Annotated in this window: 17 protein-coding genes and 1 tRNA gene; 4 read left to right on the top strand and 14 right to left on the bottom strand. The window is 68.7% G+C overall.

Translation table 11 applies throughout. The features are described 5' to 3' along the window. Positions 1 to 133: 133 nt before the first annotated feature. The 4 genes from rlmH to ACFPMG_RS13810 form a co-directional block, all read right to left on the bottom strand. Positions 134 to 592: a 23S rRNA (pseudouridine(1915)-N(3))-methyltransferase RlmH gene (rlmH, locus tag ACFPMG_RS13795; RefSeq protein ID WP_376995665.1), complete on the bottom strand. Its 459-nt coding sequence runs from the start codon at positions 590 to 592 to the stop codon at positions 134 to 136. Between the two features lie 41 nt (positions 593 to 633). Continuing rightward, entirely contained in the window at positions 634 to 1,014 is a 381-nt protein-coding gene (gene rsfS, locus ACFPMG_RS13800) for a ribosome silencing factor (protein ID WP_376995666.1), read from the bottom strand. Between the two features lie 56 nt (positions 1,015 to 1,070). Continuing rightward, the gene (locus ACFPMG_RS13805) at positions 1,071 to 1,688 is read right to left on the bottom strand and encodes a nicotinate-nucleotide adenylyltransferase (RefSeq protein ID WP_376995667.1); all 618 of its coding nucleotides are present in this window, start codon (positions 1,686 to 1,688) and stop codon (positions 1,071 to 1,073) included. A gap of 123 nt (positions 1,689 to 1,811) precedes the next feature. Then, positions 1,812 to 3,092, bottom strand: coding sequence for a glutamate-5-semialdehyde dehydrogenase (locus ACFPMG_RS13810; RefSeq protein ID WP_376995668.1), 1,281 nt, complete (start codon positions 3,090 to 3,092; stop codon positions 1,812 to 1,814). Between the two features lie 181 nt (positions 3,093 to 3,273). On the opposite strand from ACFPMG_RS13810, the gene ACFPMG_RS13815 reads away from it, so the two are divergent. The 3 genes from ACFPMG_RS13815 (at position 3,274) to ACFPMG_RS13825 (ending at position 5,933) form a co-directional block, all read left to right on the top strand. Beyond that, positions 3,274 to 4,137: a c-type cytochrome gene (locus ACFPMG_RS13815; RefSeq protein ID WP_376995669.1), complete on the top strand. Its 864-nt coding sequence runs from the start codon at positions 3,274 to 3,276 to the stop codon at positions 4,135 to 4,137. Between the two features lie 108 nt (positions 4,138 to 4,245). Beyond that, positions 4,246 to 4,989 carry a sulfite exporter TauE/SafE family protein gene (locus ACFPMG_RS13820; RefSeq protein ID WP_376995670.1) on the top strand — a complete coding sequence of 248 codons (744 nt, stop codon included), beginning with the start codon at positions 4,246 to 4,248 and terminating at the stop codon, positions 4,987 to 4,989. Between the two features lie 383 nt (positions 4,990 to 5,372). After that, positions 5,373 to 5,933: a lysozyme family protein gene (locus tag ACFPMG_RS13825; RefSeq protein WP_376995671.1), complete on the top strand. Its 561-nt coding sequence runs from the start codon at positions 5,373 to 5,375 to the stop codon at positions 5,931 to 5,933. Positions 5,934 to 5,950: 17 nt separating this feature from the next. Here the strand turns inward: ACFPMG_RS13825 and ACFPMG_RS13830 are convergent, their stop codons facing one another. The 6 genes from ACFPMG_RS13830 to rplU form a co-directional block, all read right to left on the bottom strand. Next, complete coding sequence (locus ACFPMG_RS13830; protein WP_376995672.1) at positions 5,951 to 6,490, bottom strand: hypothetical protein; 540 nt, start codon at positions 6,488 to 6,490, stop codon at positions 5,951 to 5,953. Between the two features lie 81 nt (positions 6,491 to 6,571). Continuing rightward, positions 6,572 to 7,255, bottom strand: coding sequence for an HAD family hydrolase (locus ACFPMG_RS13835; RefSeq protein WP_376995674.1), 684 nt, complete (start codon positions 7,253 to 7,255; stop codon positions 6,572 to 6,574). Next, positions 7,252 to 8,460, bottom strand: coding sequence for a glutamate 5-kinase (gene proB, locus ACFPMG_RS13840; protein ID WP_376995676.1), 1,209 nt, complete (start codon positions 8,458 to 8,460; stop codon positions 7,252 to 7,254). Before proB ends, ACFPMG_RS13835 begins: the two co-directional genes overlap by 4 nt. Further along, positions 8,393 to 9,622: a GTPase ObgE gene (gene obgE / locus ACFPMG_RS13845; RefSeq protein ID WP_376995677.1), complete on the bottom strand. Its 1,230-nt coding sequence runs from the start codon at positions 9,620 to 9,622 to the stop codon at positions 8,393 to 8,395. Before obgE ends, proB begins: the two co-directional genes overlap by 68 nt. A gap of 146 nt (positions 9,623 to 9,768) precedes the next feature. Next, positions 9,769 to 10,047 (bottom strand): 50S ribosomal protein L27, encoded by a 279-nt coding sequence (gene rpmA, locus ACFPMG_RS13850; protein WP_014239458.1) that lies wholly within the window; start codon positions 10,045 to 10,047, stop codon positions 9,769 to 9,771. 33 nt (positions 10,048 to 10,080) lie between these two features. Then, on the bottom strand, positions 10,081 to 10,398 hold the full coding sequence (rplU, locus tag ACFPMG_RS13855) for a 50S ribosomal protein L21 (RefSeq protein ID WP_014239459.1): 318 nt from the start codon (positions 10,396 to 10,398) through the stop codon (positions 10,081 to 10,083). 209 nt (positions 10,399 to 10,607) lie between these two features. Between rplU and ACFPMG_RS13860 the strand changes: the two genes are divergently transcribed. Beyond that, positions 10,608 to 10,697, top strand: a tRNA-Ser gene (locus ACFPMG_RS13860). A gap of 68 nt (positions 10,698 to 10,765) precedes the next feature. On the opposite strand, the gene ACFPMG_RS13865 is transcribed toward ACFPMG_RS13860, so the two are convergent. Genes ACFPMG_RS13865 through ACFPMG_RS13880 form a run of 4 tightly spaced genes read right to left on the bottom strand, consistent with a single transcriptional unit; the run spans position 10,766 to position 14,103 of the window. Continuing rightward, positions 10,766 to 11,638, bottom strand: a complete 873-nt coding sequence (locus ACFPMG_RS13865) for an alpha/beta hydrolase (RefSeq protein WP_376995678.1) — start codon at positions 11,636 to 11,638, stop codon at positions 10,766 to 10,768. After that, the gene (locus ACFPMG_RS13870; protein WP_149648362.1) at positions 11,628 to 12,329 is read right to left on the bottom strand and encodes an ABC transporter ATP-binding protein; all 702 of its coding nucleotides are present in this window, start codon (positions 12,327 to 12,329) and stop codon (positions 11,628 to 11,630) included. Before ACFPMG_RS13870 ends, ACFPMG_RS13865 begins: the two co-directional genes overlap by 11 nt. After that, positions 12,329 to 13,087: an ABC transporter ATP-binding protein gene (locus ACFPMG_RS13875; RefSeq protein ID WP_376995679.1), complete on the bottom strand. Its 759-nt coding sequence runs from the start codon at positions 13,085 to 13,087 to the stop codon at positions 12,329 to 12,331. The genes ACFPMG_RS13870 and ACFPMG_RS13875 overlap by 1 nt, the downstream gene beginning before the upstream one ends. Next, the gene (locus tag ACFPMG_RS13880) at positions 13,084 to 14,103 is read right to left on the bottom strand and encodes a branched-chain amino acid ABC transporter permease (RefSeq protein WP_376995680.1); all 1,020 of its coding nucleotides are present in this window, start codon (positions 14,101 to 14,103) and stop codon (positions 13,084 to 13,086) included. The genes ACFPMG_RS13875 and ACFPMG_RS13880 overlap by 4 nt, the downstream gene beginning before the upstream one ends. Between the last annotated feature and the right edge of the window lie 21 nt (positions 14,104 to 14,124).

A 14,124-nucleotide genomic window follows, 5' to 3' on the forward strand; every position in this document is an offset into this window, starting at 1 on the left:
GTCCTCATACGCCTGTCACGGTCGGGTTGCGGGTCTCGGTCGAACGGTCTGACGCCGGTCTTCTTATGGCCGGGTTCTTATTGCCTTGGGCCGGATCAGAAAATGGCATGCCTGCGCACGCGCACAATGGGAGTCATGCACGGTGATAGGGGTGTCCGGCCAGAATTTGCTGGGCACGGTAGATTTGCTCCGCCAACATGCCTCGCACCAGCATATGCGGCCATGTCATGGCGCCCAAGGCCAAAAGAAAATCGGCGCGCGCCCGCACGGCGTCGCCGTGGCCGTCCGCCCCGCCGATGAGAAAGGCGATGTCCCCCGCCCCCTGGTCCCGCCAGCCGCCGATCTTGGCGGCGAAGGCTTCGCTGGTGATGGTCTTGCCGCGCTCGTCCAAGGCCACGATGATGGCCCCGGCGGGGATGGCGGCCAAAAGCAGCTCCGCCTCCTGCCGCTTCAGCTCGTCGGAGGCGAGGCGCTTCTTCACCTCGACCTCACGCAACGTCAGCGGCCAAGACAGGCGGCCGGCATACTCGTCATAGAGGTCGCGCGCCGGACCGGTCCGTGACCGCCCAACCGCGGCAAGCCACAGACGCATCGGTCCGACTCCCGTTCGTCACCCGTCCTGAATGGTGTCCGTCAGGCGCTCATGCGCTCGGCGGAGGGCCGCGGCGTCTCCAGACCCCACATCTTCTCGATGTTGTAGAAGGTCCGGACTTCCGGGCGGAACAGGTGGATGATGACGTCCCCGGCGTCGACCAGAACCCAGTCGCACTGGTTCAGGCCCTCGACCTCGACGCCGCGCAGACCGGCCTGCTTCATGCGGTCGGCCAGCTTCATGGCCATGGCGGCGATGTGCCGGGTGTTGCGGCCCGACGCCACGATCATGTAGTCGGCGATGGTGGTCTTGCCGGCAAGGTCGATGACGACGACGTCCTCGGCCTGATCGTCGTCCAGGGACGTCTCGACGAGCGCCTTCAGTTCGTCCGGCTGGGGAACGGGAACGGGCGCGGGCCGCACAACGGGCGCGGCCGGTTCGATGAACGTGTTGATGGTACCTACCTCGCGATACAGGGTCACGACCCGCTGGCGCGTGCCCGGCGGATCGCCGTCGCCGAAGCCGGATGCAGCGGGTTGCGGAGGAAAATCCAGGCCGGTGTTTTCGAACCGGCCAACCCCTTGGCCTTGTGCATGCTCACCCGGCGACGGGCATAGCGCTGAGCGGCTATGCCACCAAGCGCTCCTATAGAATAAGTTGGTCGGGCGAGAACTGCAACCGGCACCAGCCGGAAGATGCGCGTCCACTGCCGCCAGCGGGGGATTTGCCGAAGATTGTCCGCCCCCATCAGCCAGACGAAGCGCGTTTTGGGGAAGCGGAGCGTCAGCTTGGCCAGCGTGTCGGCGGTGTAGCGGGTGCCAAGCTCTTCCTCGATGGGGGTGACCCGGATGGCCGGATGGCGGGCGGTGCGCCGGGCCTCCTCCAACCGCTCGGCAAGCGGCGCCATGCCCCGCACCGGCTTCAGCGGGTTCTGCGGGCTGACCAGCCACCACACCTGATCGAGCCCCAGCGCCTTCAGCGCGTACAGGCTGATGTGCCGGTGCCCGGCGTGGGCCGGGTTGAAGGAGCCGCCGAGCAGCCCAACGCGCAGGCCGGCGTGGAGCGGGCCGGCGTAGCGGTGGGGGGGTGGTTTCACGGTGATGACAGCACTTTCAACGGTGCCCCCACCCTAACCCTCCCCCGCTGACGCGGGGGAGGGAACAAGCTCCTCCCCCTGCAAAGCGGGGGAGGTTGGGAGGGGGGCTCGTGGATGGACGTGTTACGGCCGCGTCTGGCCATCGCCGCGCACGACATACTTGTAGCTGGTCAGCTGCTCCGCCCCCACCGGGCCGCGGGCGTGGAACTTGTCGGTGGAGATGCCGATCTCCGCACCCATGCCGAACTCGCCGCCGTCGGCGAACTGGGTGCTGGCGTTCCACAGCACGATGCCGCTGTCGATGCGCTGCAGGAAGCGCTCCGCCGCCGCCGGGTCCTCGGTCACGATGGCGTCGGTGTGGTGGGAGCCGTGGCGGTTGATATGGTCGATCGCCCCGTCCACCCCGTCCACCACGCCGCAGGCGATGATGGCGTCGAGATACTCGGTGTCCCAGTCCTCCGCCGTCACCGCCGTCACGCGCGGATCGACGGCCTGGGCGGCGGCGTCGCCGCGGACGGCGCAGCCGGCGCCCAGCAGATCCTTCACCAGCACCGGCAGGACGGCGTCGGCGATCCTGCGGTCGACCAGCAGCGTCTCGGCGGCGCCGCAGATCGAGGTGCGGCGCATCTTGGCGTTCATCACCACCTTGCGCGCCTTCTCCGGGTCGGCACCGGCGTCGACATAGACGGTGTTGTTGCCATCCAGATGCTTGATGACCGGGATGCGGCTCTCCTCGGCGATGCGCTGGATCAGCGACTTTCCGCCGCGCGGGACAATCACGTCGATGTAGTCGCGCATGGTCAGCATGTGGCCGACCGCCGCCCGGTCCGTGGTCGGGACGAGCTGGATCGCCGCTTCCGGCAGCCCGGCGGCGCGCAGCCCGTCGGCCAGACAGGCGGCGATGGCGCCGGACGAGCGGATGCTCTCCGACCCGCCGCGCAGGATCGCCGCATTGCCCGATTTCAGGCAGAGGCCGCCGGCGTCGGCGGTGACGTTGGGGCGGCTCTCGTAGATGATGCCGATCACCCCCAGCGGCACGCGCACGCGCTGGATGGCCAGCCCGTTGGGGCGGGTCCATTCGGCGATGACGCCGCCGATGGGATCGGGGAAGTCGGCAATGTCCTCCAGCCCCTTGGCCATCGCCTCGATGCGGGCGTCGTTGAGGGCGAGGCGCTCGATCATGGGACCGGCAAGGCCGCGCTCCCTGGCGGCGGCGACGTCCGCGTCGTTGGCCGCCTGGATCTCCGCCTTGCGGGCGCGGATCGCGGCGGCCGCGGCTCGCAATGCCTGATCCTTCGACGGGCTTGGCACGGTCGCCAGCTCCGCCGCGGCGGCGCGGGCGGCGCGGCCGAGGGCGAGCATCTGATCGTGCAAGGCGTCGGTGGTCTCAAGCAGGGCGGACATCGGTCTCACTCCAGTGGCGTTCGCCAATTGAAAAGGGCCGGAACCATAGCCGATCCTGCGTTTCCGCGAAAGCCATGCCGGTTAAGCCGAAAAGCTGAGTGGAATACTCAACATTCAGTCTGGGCCGCGGATTGTTGCGTGGTTAGCGTGCCGTCATGCAACATTGGCGAGGGAGCCATTCATGAACCGGCTGGTCCGCCGCGGCGCCGCCGTGGCCGTTGGGGTGGTGTGCCTGGGGGGATCGGCCTGGGCGGAAACACCGCCGGAATCGCCCGTGGAGCGGGGGCGCGCCCTGGTCAACGGCATCGTCGCCTGCGGCAACTGCCACACGCCGCAGGGGCCGAATGGTCCGGTCGCGGGGCGGGAACTGGCCGGCGGGACGCCCTTCGTCGAGGAGCCCTTCACCGCCTACGCCTCCAACATCACGCCGGACCCGGAAACGGGGGTCGGGCGCTGGACCGACGAGCAGCTGATCGCCGCGATCCGCGAAGGCAAGCGGCCCGATGGCGGCCTGATCGGCCCGCCGATGCCCTTCGGCTTCTACCGCGGCTTGTCGGACGGTGACCTGCGCGCCATCGTCGCCTATCTGCGCAGCGTGCCGCCGGTGCGGCATTCCGTCCCGAAGTCCGAGTACCGCATGGCGCTGCCCGCCGCCTACGGACCGCCGGTCGGGTCGGTGGCGGAGGTGCCGCGTACGGACCCGGTGACGTACGGCGCGTACATGGCCGGGCCGCTCGGCCACTGTATGGAATGCCACACGCCGATGCTTCCGGACGGGCGGCTCGACATGACCCGCATGGGGGCCGGCGGGCGCAACTTCACCGGGCCGTGGGGCAACGCGGTGTCCCGCAACATCACGCAGGACAAGGAGCATGGGCTGGGCGGCTGGACCGACGCGGAGATCCGCAAGGCCATCACGGATGGTGTACGTCCCGATGGCAACCGGCTGAGCCCGCCCATGGGCTATCACTATTACAAGTCCATGAGCGACGGCGAGTTGGGCGCCCTGGTCGCCTACCTGCGTACGCTTCCTCCGACCCGCTAGACCCCACCGGCCGTGCGTGAAATACCGCACCGCCGAAAACGCAGTACCGTAAGCCTTGCCGAGAGGGCATAGTCCGCGGGCTTTTTCCACCCGCCGGACCGTGGCCCCATGCTGACCCTGCTGCTGATCGTCTCCGCCTTCTTCGCGGGCGTGCTCAACGCCGTGGCTGGTGGCGGCAGCTTCCTGACCTTCCCGGCGCTGATCATGGCGGGCGTGCCGCCGCTGAACGCCAACGCGACCAGCACGGTTGCGGTGTCGCCGGGCGCGCTGGCCAGTGCCTATGGCTACCGGCGGGAACTGGGGCGGATCAAGGAGGTCAGCCTGCCCGCCTTCCTCGGCGTCAGCCTGATCGGTGGGCTGCTGGGCGCTCTGCTCCTGCTGTGGACGCCGCAGCGCGTGTTCGAGGCGGTCATCCCCTGGTTGCTGCTGTTCGCGACGGTGCTGTTCGCCTTCGGCCCGAAGGTTTCGGCCTACATCCGTCGCAACTTCAAGGTCGGCCACAACACCGTGCTGATCGTGCAGTTCTTCATCGCCATCTACGGCGGCTATTTCGGCGGCGGGATCGGCATCCTGATCCTGGCGACGCTGGGCGTCTTCGGCCTGACCGACCTGCACGCGATGAACGGGCTGAAGGCCCTGGTCTCCGGCTGCCTCAATGCGGTTGCGGTGGTGGCCTTCGCCTTCGGCGGTGCGGTCTATTGGAACGAGGCGCTCATCATGATGGCGGCTGCCGTGGCCGGCGGCTACGCCGGAGCCGCGGTCGCCCGCCACATCCCGCCGCCGATCCTGCGCAAGTTCGTGATCGTCGTGGGCGTGGCGATGACGGTCTATTTCTTCGTCACGAAGGGGTGAGGCGCCTTTCGTCGCGCGGTTTATTGGGGAATAAATTCCTTGTATGCTCGGTGACGGACACGGAACACGTGCGACCGAATGGGGCTGGCCAGCGGGCCGGCCCTTTTTCTTTGGCGGATCGCACCGTCCCGCTTGCATGGCATTCGACAAGGATGGGGGGCTTTGGCAATGGGCGCGATCAACCCGATGAAGATTGAGGAAATGATCGGACTTGGCGATGAGGCCGATTTCCCGCCGCGGGATGCCGGAGCCGACGGGGTTGGCGATGCCGGCGGCGGTGATCCGCCGAAGGCGGCGGCGCCTCCTGCGGACGACCGGGGGCCGGTTTCGCAGCCGACCGGCAGCCCGGAGCGTGGAGGAATTTCAACGAGGCCCTCGCGCGGGTGCCGAACCTGTCGCCGAACCAACGGCTGATCTACGCGGAAATCTTCGCCATGGAAGGCGGAGTGACGGCGCATCCGGGGTCGGGAGCGGCAAGCGGGATCACGCAGGATATTCTGGATCGGGCGAAGGAGGATCTGCCGGGTCTCGAAAAGGTCCGGAAACCCGATCAACTGACGGTGGGGCAGCGCGGGGCGATTTACCCTTACTATTTCGACGATGTGCTGCGGACCGTCGGTGGCCGGAAAGCGCTGGACGAGATCGGAAACGACGAAGCGGCGGCGGCCTTCGCCGACACCCTGTTCCGGTTCGGCCGGAGCCGAGGAACGGAAATCATCCAGGATGCGATGAACCGGGTGTTTCGAGAGAACGGCTATCCTGAAATGCCGAAGGATGGGCAAATGGGACCGGGGACCCTTGCCGCCTATTCTTATCTTGCAACGGATGAAAAATTGGCTAAACAGCTCTCCTATTCGCTTTTAGGGAGAAGAGCGAAACAGCTAGATGGCCAGAAGAATAAAGAAGAAGACAGATCGGGTTATTTCTCCTTTCCAGGAAAATAGCGCCGAGAGTTTAAATTTTAGTAAGGCGGTGAATACCACTCGTAGACGATCCATCGACCATCGCCTTCCTTAAGCAAGTTATAGGTCGTGCCCATCTTGACGGGGTCCTTGTCGGGTGGCGGGCAGCCGTAGCTCCAGCACGAGCGTTCGCTCAGGGTGATCTGGACATCGCCGGCCTTGCACGTCGGTTCCAGATCATCGTTGAGGCAGCGTCGCGGGATGTCCCGTGGCGTGAGCCGGCGCACTGCGACCACCCGGTAGAGCGTGGTCCCTTTGAACCGCCCTTCCATGTGTATGAAACGCCGTTCTCTTCCGGTCGCGAGCGTGCAGAGGGCGTTGATGCCGTGGTCGAAGCACGCGAGCAGGGTTTCCAACGTGCAGATGGGGCTGATCAACTGGCCGATGCAGCGGCTGCTCGACTCGGCGTCGGTGGGTCCCATCCGGTGCCAGCGGCTGGGCGGGTCCACAGGCGGCAGGTCCGGGTCCTTTCCCGCCGCCGGAAACGCCCATAAGGCGATGAGGGCGGTGAGAAGCGCGCGCGTCGCGGGGTGCGGCATGGTTCGGCAATCGAATGCAAGGGTGTGCATCCGGATCATGTCATGCCATGGTTGCGGCGTCGCGCGCCGACCGGCAGCGCGTCAATCCGCCGCCATGCGCTCCGCGACGCCGCAGAGGCCGTCCCAGTCCAGCGCCGCCGGGTCCTCCACCACATGGTCGGCGGCCTCGAACAGCAGGTCGGTGTGCTGGGGCCAGGCGATGGTCAGCATGCCGGCGGCCCTGGCGGCGCGGGCGCCGGTCGGGCTGTCTTCGATCACCGCGCAGGCCGCGGGCGAGACGCCGAGGCGGGCGGCGGCGGTCAGGTAGGGCTCGGGGTCCGGCTTGCCCTTGCTCACGTCGTCGCGGCTGAGGCCGAACAGGAAATGCGGGCTTCCCATGTGGCGCAGGTTGGCCTCCACCACGCGGCGTCCGCTGTTCGACACGCAGGCCTGCAGCAATCCCCGCTCCGCGAAGGCGTCGACCAGCGCCAGGGCGCCGGCCCGCGCCTCGACCTCGGCGATGCGTTCCAGATAGAGGTCGGTGATGGCGTCCGCCCATTCCCGGAAGGTCAGGGCCATGGGCCGGGCGGCGTGCAGCCGGGCGTACAGCTCCGGGAAGGCGACGCCCAGCGTGGCCGCGTAGTCCGTGTCGGACAGGGCATGGCCGTGCAGCCGGCAGACCGCGATGGTGGCGCGCTGGTGCCAGGGTTCGCTGTCCAGCAGCGTGCCGTCGATGTCCCACAGGATCGCCTGGAGGGGCGGGCGGGCCACGATCGGAACGCTCACCGCACCACCAGATCGTCGCGGTGGATCATCTCGTCGCGGCCCCGGTAGCCCAGGATCTCCTCGATCTCGTGGCTCTTGCGGCCGGCGATGCGGCGGGCGTCCTCGGCAGTGTAGGCGGTCAGGCCGCGCGCCACCTCGCGCCCGTCCGGCGCCTTCACCACCACCACGTCGCCGCGCTCGAAGTCGCCCTCGACGGCGCGCACCCCGGCGGGCAGCAGGCTGGCCCCGCGGGCGAGCGCCGACAGCGCGCCGGCGTCCACGGTCAGCGCGCCGTGGGCGTTCAGGTTGCCGCCGATCCACGCCTTGCGGGCGGAGGAGGGGGAGGCGGCGGGCAGGAACCACGTGCACAGGGCGCCGCCCTGCTCGGGCCGCTGCTCCAGCGCGGCCAGCGGGTTCATGCGCTTGCCCTTGGCGATGACCATGCGGCAGCCGGCGGCCAGCGCGACGCGCGCCGCGACGATCTTGGTCACCATGCCGCCGGAGCTGTAGCCGGGCGGCGGCTCGCCCGCCATATTCTCGATGTCGGAGGTCAGTTCCTGGACGACCGGAATGTGCCGGGCCTCGGGGTCCTTGCGCGGGTCGGCGGTGTAGAGGCCGTCGATGTCCGACAGCAGGACCAGCGTGTCGGCGCTGATCATCTGGGCGACGCGGGCGGCCAGACGGTCGTTGTCGCCGAAGCGGATCTCCGCTGTGGCGACCGTGTCGTTCTCGTTGATGACGGGGACGGCGCCCAGCCTCAGCAGCGTGTCGATGGTGGCGCGGCCGTTGAGGTGGCGGCGGCGCTCCTCGGTGTCCTCCAGCGTCACCAGCACCTGGGCGACGGTCAGCCCGTGGCGGGCCAGCGTCTCCTGATAGGCGGCGGCGAGCCGGATCTGGCCGGTGGCGGCGGCGGCCTGCTTCTCCTCCAGCCGCAGGGCGCGCCCGACGAGGCCGAGATGCTCGCGCCCGCAGGCGACGGCGCCGGAGGTGACGATCACCACCTCCTGGCCGCGCTTGCGGCAGGCGGCCATGTCGTCGGCCAGCGCGTCCAGCCACTCGCGGCGCATCCGGCCGGTGGCGCTGTCGACGAGCAGGGCGGAGCCGATCTTGACGACCAGCCGCCGCGCATCGAGCAACGTGGGGAGCAGGGAGGAGGTATCAGCCTTTGGCGTTGTCGTCGCCGTTGCCGCTGTGCTCGGTGTCGTCACCGTCATCGTCGCCTTCATCGTCCCAGTCATCCCCGTCCGAGTCGGAGCCGTCGTCCGCCTCCTCGGGGAGATCGTCGTACTCGCCCGTCTCCTCGTTCCAGCCCGCATACTCGTCGTCCATCTTCTGGCCGACCGGGGGCCGGGGGATGGAGCGCGTGACCGGAGCCTGGATGACGTCGGGCTCCTCTTCCTTGGACTGTTTGATGAGCGTGAGCAAGCGGTAAAGCACCGCCTGGACACCCTGGCCGGTGGCGCCGGACAGAACCATCACCTCCGCACCCGACGCCGCTTCCAGCGCCGCCTTCTTCTCCGCGACCTCTTCGTCGAGCAGGGCGTCGGCCTTGTTCAGGCCGATGATCTCCAGCTTGTCGGCGAGGTTGCCGCCATAGGCGACCAGCTCGTTGCGGATGGTGGTGTAGGACTGGACCACGTCCTCCGCCGTGCCGTCGATCAGGTGGAGCAGCACGCGGGTGCGCTCCACATGGCCGAGGAAGCGGTCGCCCAGCCCGTGACCCTCGTGCGCGCCCTCGATCAGGCCGGGAATGTCGGCGATGACGAACTCCTCGTCACCCGCGCGGACGACGCCCAGGTTGGGGGCCAGCGTGGTGAAGGGGTAGTCGGCGATCTTCGGGCGCGCCGCGGTGGTCGCGGCCAGGAAGGTGGATTTGCCGGCGTTGGGCAGGCCGAGCAGGCCGGTGTCGGCGATCAGCTTCAGCCGCAGCCAGACCCAGCGCTCCTCGCCCGGCCAGCCGGGGTGCGACTTGCGCGGGGCGCGGTTGGTCGGGGTCTTGTAATGGGCGTTGCCGAAGCCGCCGTCGCCGCCCTTCAGGAAGACGACGCGCTGGCCGGGCTCCGTCAGGTCGAGCAGCACGGTCTCCTGATCCTCGTCCAGGATCTGGGTGCCGACCGGCACGCGCAGGACCACGTCCTCGCCCCTGGCGCCGTTGCGGTTGGCGCCCATGCCGTGGTTGCCGCGCTGCGCCTTGAAATGCTGCTTGTAGCGGTAGTCGATCAGCGTGTTGAGGCCGTTCACGACCTCGATCACGACATCGCCGCCACGGCCGCCGTTGCCGCCGTCCGGTCCGCCATACTCGATGAACTTCTCGCGGCGGAAAGCGATGGCGCCGGGGCCGCCGTCGCCGCTTTTCAGATACACCTTGGCTTGATCGAGGAACTTCATCGGGGACCGTGCCGGCCAATCTACCGTTTGCGCACCGTCCTCCAACCGAGGGAAGGGGGCGGTGACCACACCATCAACAAAAGAAAATCGGGGGCCGGTTGCCCGAACCCCCGATCATCCCAACACACCGTACGGGCCGGACGAGATTACTCGGCCGCGACCGCCTGGACCTCGACCGCCTCGATGGCGACGTAGGTGCGCCCCTGGGCGCTGTGCTTGAAGGCCACCACGCCGTCCGCCTTGGCGAACAGGGTGTGGTCCTTGCCGATGCCGACGTTCTCACCGGGGTGGAACTTCGTGCCGCGCTGGCGGACGATGATGTTGCCGGCGACGACGTTCTCGCCACCGAAACGCTTCACGCCGAGGCGGCGGCCAGCGGAATCGCGGCCGTTGCGCGAAGAGCCGCCTGCTTTTTTATGGGCCATGGGGAGTTACTCCTGTGACTGGTCGGCGGCCGTTCAGGCGGCGCCGTTGATCCCGGTGATGCGCAGGACGGTCAGGTCCTGGCGGTGGCCGTTCTTACGGCGGTAGTTCTGGCGGCGCTTCTTCTTGAAGACGATGATCTTCGGACCGCGATCCTGGGCGACGATCTCGGCGGTCACAGCAGCGCCGGCAACCGTCGGGGTGCCAAGGGTGGTGCTGCCGCCGTCGCTGACCATCAGCACGTCGTTGAGCGTGATGGAAGCGCCGGCCTCGGCCTCGAGCTTCTCAACGCGGATCACGTCGCCATTGGCGACCTTGTACTGCTTGCCGCCGGTGCGGATCACTGCAAACATCGTCGTCACTGCCTATCTCAAAACAAACGGAAGGGCCGCTCGCCCACCGTTTGAGGTGCAAGCCCGTTCGTGAGAGCGGGGATTTAACCGATGGGCCACCGGGAGTCAACAGGCTTGGTGGCATTTTCCCGTTCATTTTCCTGCAAACAAGGGCTTGCATCCCCCCAGGCTTTTGGGTAGGTTCCGCGCCACCCCGGAAACGGGGCAGCGGATGGGTGGCAGAGCGGTTGAATGCACCGCACTCGAAATGCGGCATACCCGCAAGGGTATCGGGAGTTCGAATCTCCCCCCATCCGCCACTCTCATTCGAGCGAACGCTCAAGCGGAGAAGCCTTCCCGACCGGGAAGGCTTTTTTCGTTTCCGGCCTCAGCTGTCCGTGAGCATCGCCAGCGCCGCCTCGAACAGCAGGCTGCCCGGTTCGGCGAAGCGATCGACCACGCTGAAATGATCGGCGCCCGGCTCCACGATCTCCCGCACCGCGTTGCCCTGCGCGGCCCAGGCCAGGGCGTAGTCGGCCTGCTGGCGGTGCATCGCGTCGGTCTCAAGGCCGCCCAGCGCCGGCATCAGCAGCGGGGCGGGGGCGGGAACGGCGTGGATCGGGCTCAGCCGCCGCGCCGAGTCGGGATCGAGCCGCAACTGCTCGTTCACCTCGAAGCCGAGCATCGGTTCCAGGTCGTAGAGGCCGCTGATCGGGATGCCGCCGGCCACCCGGTCGCGATTCTCCGAGACCAGCTTCGCCGTCAGGTGGCCGCCCGCCGAATGGCCGGACACCACCACCCGCCGCGGATCGCCGCCGAAGCTGGCCGCGTTGGCGAACACCCAGTCCAGACCGGCTTGGGCGTGGCCGCACAGTTCGTCCATCGTCACGTCCGGGCACAGGCCGTAGCCGAGCAGGACGACCGCCACCCCGCGCTCCACATAGGGTGCTGCGATGAAGGAATGCAGGTCCTTCGACAGGGCGCGCCAGTAGCCGCCATGGATGAAGACCAGCACCGGCGCGCTCTCTCCGGCCGAGAAGACGCCGGCCGGGAAGACGTCGGCGCGCTGGCGAGGGTGCGGGCCGGTGGGAATGTCATAGCGGCCGCTGAGCCGGGCGCGCGCCGCTTCGCTCTCCGCCTGCCAGCGGGCGAAATAGGCCGGGTGCTCCGGCACCAGCTTACGGAAATTGTACTGGCGGTCGATCTCGGCGGCGGTCAACTTTTGTGACTGGGGGCCGCCAAACAGGGCTTCAGACGCCAAGATAGCGCTCCTTCAGGGTGGGATCGGCGAGCAGGGCGGCGGAGCTGCCGGACCACACCAGCCGCCCCTTCTCGATGACGTGATGGCGGTCGGCAAGGGCGGCGAGGGCGTGCACGTTCTTGTCCACCACCAGGATCGCCTGCCCCTCGTCCTTCAGGCGGGCGAGGCAGTCCCAGATCTCCTGGCGGACCAGCGGGGCCAGCCCCTCCGTCGCCTCGTCGAGGATCAGCAGCTTGGGGTTGGTCATCAGGGCGCGCCCGACGGCGAGCATCTGCTGCTCCCCGCCCGACAGGTTGCGGGCGAGGTTGCCGGCGCGCTCGGCCAGCCGGGGGAACAGGGCGTGGACCCGCTCCACCGTCCAGGGATCGCGCCGCGCGAAGCGGTTGGCGGCGGTGGCGATCAGGTTCTCGCGCACGGTCAGGGTGGGGAAGACCTGCCGCCCCTCCGGCACCAGGGCGATGCCGGCCCGCGCGATGCGGTGCGGCGGGCGCCCAGCGATCTCCGTGCCCTCGAAGGCGATGGAGCCGCCGGTCGGCGCCACGAGGCCCATGATGGCCTTGATGGTCGTGGTCTTGCCCATGCCGTTGCGGCCCATCAGGGTCACCGCCTCCCCGGCGTCGACGGACAGCTCCATGCCGAACAGCGCCTGGCTGGAGCCGTAGGCGGCGGTCAGGTTGGCGACACGCAGCATCAGGCCACCTCCAGCTCGTCGCCGAGATAGGCTTCGCGCACCGCCGGGTCGTTGCGGATCTGCTCCGGTGTGCCGCTGGCGAGGTCCTTGCCGCGCACCAGAACGGTGATGCGGTCGGCCAGTGCGAAGACGGCGTCCATGTCGTGCTCGACCAGCAGGATCGTCACGCTGCCCTTCAGCTCCCGCAGCAGTTCGACCATGCGGGCGGAGTCCTCCGGCCCCATGCCGGCCATCGGCTCGTCGAGCAGCAGCAGCCGCGGCCCGGTCGCCAGGGCCATCGCCAGTTCGAGCTGCCGCTTCTCGCCATGGGCCAGAGCGTCCGCGCGAGTGTCGGCCCGTGCGCCCAGCCCCACCCGCTCCAGCACCGCGCGGGCAGGATCGGCCAGCCGCCGGTCGCGCCCGGCGTCGCGCCAGAAGCGGAAGCTGTGCCCGGCGTGGGCCTGCACCGCCAGCGCCACGTTGTCGAGCGCCGTGAAGCTGGGGAAGATCGAGGTGATCTGGAAGCTGCGGGCCAGCCCGCGCTGCGCCCGCTTGTGCACGGGCAGGCGGGTCACGTCGCGCCCGTCGAACATGATGGTCCCGGAATCGGGGGCCAGCTCGCCCGACAGCTGGCCGATCAGGGTGGTCTTGCCGGCCCCGTTCGGGCCGATCAGGGCGTGCAGTTCCCCCTCCGCGACGGACAGCGTGAGGCCGTCGGTGGCGGCCAGCCCGCCGAAGCGTTTGACCAGTCCGTTTGTGCTCAGCAGGGGGCTGCTCATGGGCGCTTCCCCGCGACGACACCCCACAGTCCTTTGCGGGCATACAGCACCAGAAGGATCAGCACCGGCCCCAGCACGATCTTCCAATGCTCGCCCAACCCGGCGTGGGCAAGGTCCATCAGCTCCGGCACGAACTCCTCCAGCAGCAGGAGGGCGGCGGCGCCCAGCACCGGGCCGATCAGCGTGCCGATGCCACCCAGCACGACCATCACGATCAGGTCGCCGGAGCGGCTCCAATGCAGATATTGCGGCCCGACGAACATGGTGGCGTTGGCGAGCAGCGCCCCGGCCAGCCCGGCCAGCGCCCCGGCGATGACGAAGGCGACGAGCTTGTAGCGGGTGACCGGGTAGCCGAGCGCGGCCATCCGCCGCTCGTTGTCCTTGGCGCCGCGGATCACCCGCCCGAAGCGGGAGTTGACCAGCCGCCAGCCCAGCGCCAGCGCCGCCACCAGAAGCCCCAGCACCACGTAGTAGAAGGTGGTGTGGTCGGCGATGTTCAGCGGGCCGGGCAGGGTGGAGCGGCTCCACAGCGCGATGCCGTCGTCCCCGCCATAGGCCTTCAGCCCGGTCATCAGGTAGAAGAGCATCTGGGCGAAGGCCAGCGTGATCATGATGAAGGGCACGCCGGTGGTGCGCAGCGAGATCGCCCCCACCGGCAGCGCCGCCAGCGCCCCGGCCAGCATGGCCAGCGGCCAGACGATCAGCCCGTTCACCGTGCCGGGAAAGCCGAGCAGCGTCGATCCGTCCGATTGGTGGGCGAACAGGATGCCGACGGCGTAGCCGCCGATCCCGACGAAGGCGGCGTGGCCGAAGCTGACCATCCCCCCGAAGCCGAGGATCAGGTCGAGGCTGACCGCCGCCAGGGCGAAGACCAGGATGCGCGTCGCCAGCCGCACGTAGAAAGGTTCCCCCATCCACTCGGCGACGGTGGGCAGGGCCAGCGCGACGGCCAGCAGGATCAGCAGGGCGATGCGGGGGCGGGAGAGCAGGGCGGTTCGGGGCGCGGTCGGGGGCATGGAGGGCCGGAAAAGAGGGGC

It is taken from the genome of Azospirillum himalayense (assembly GCF_042657465.1).
GTDB lineage: Bacteria > Pseudomonadota > Alphaproteobacteria > Azospirillales > Azospirillaceae > Azospirillum > Azospirillum himalayense.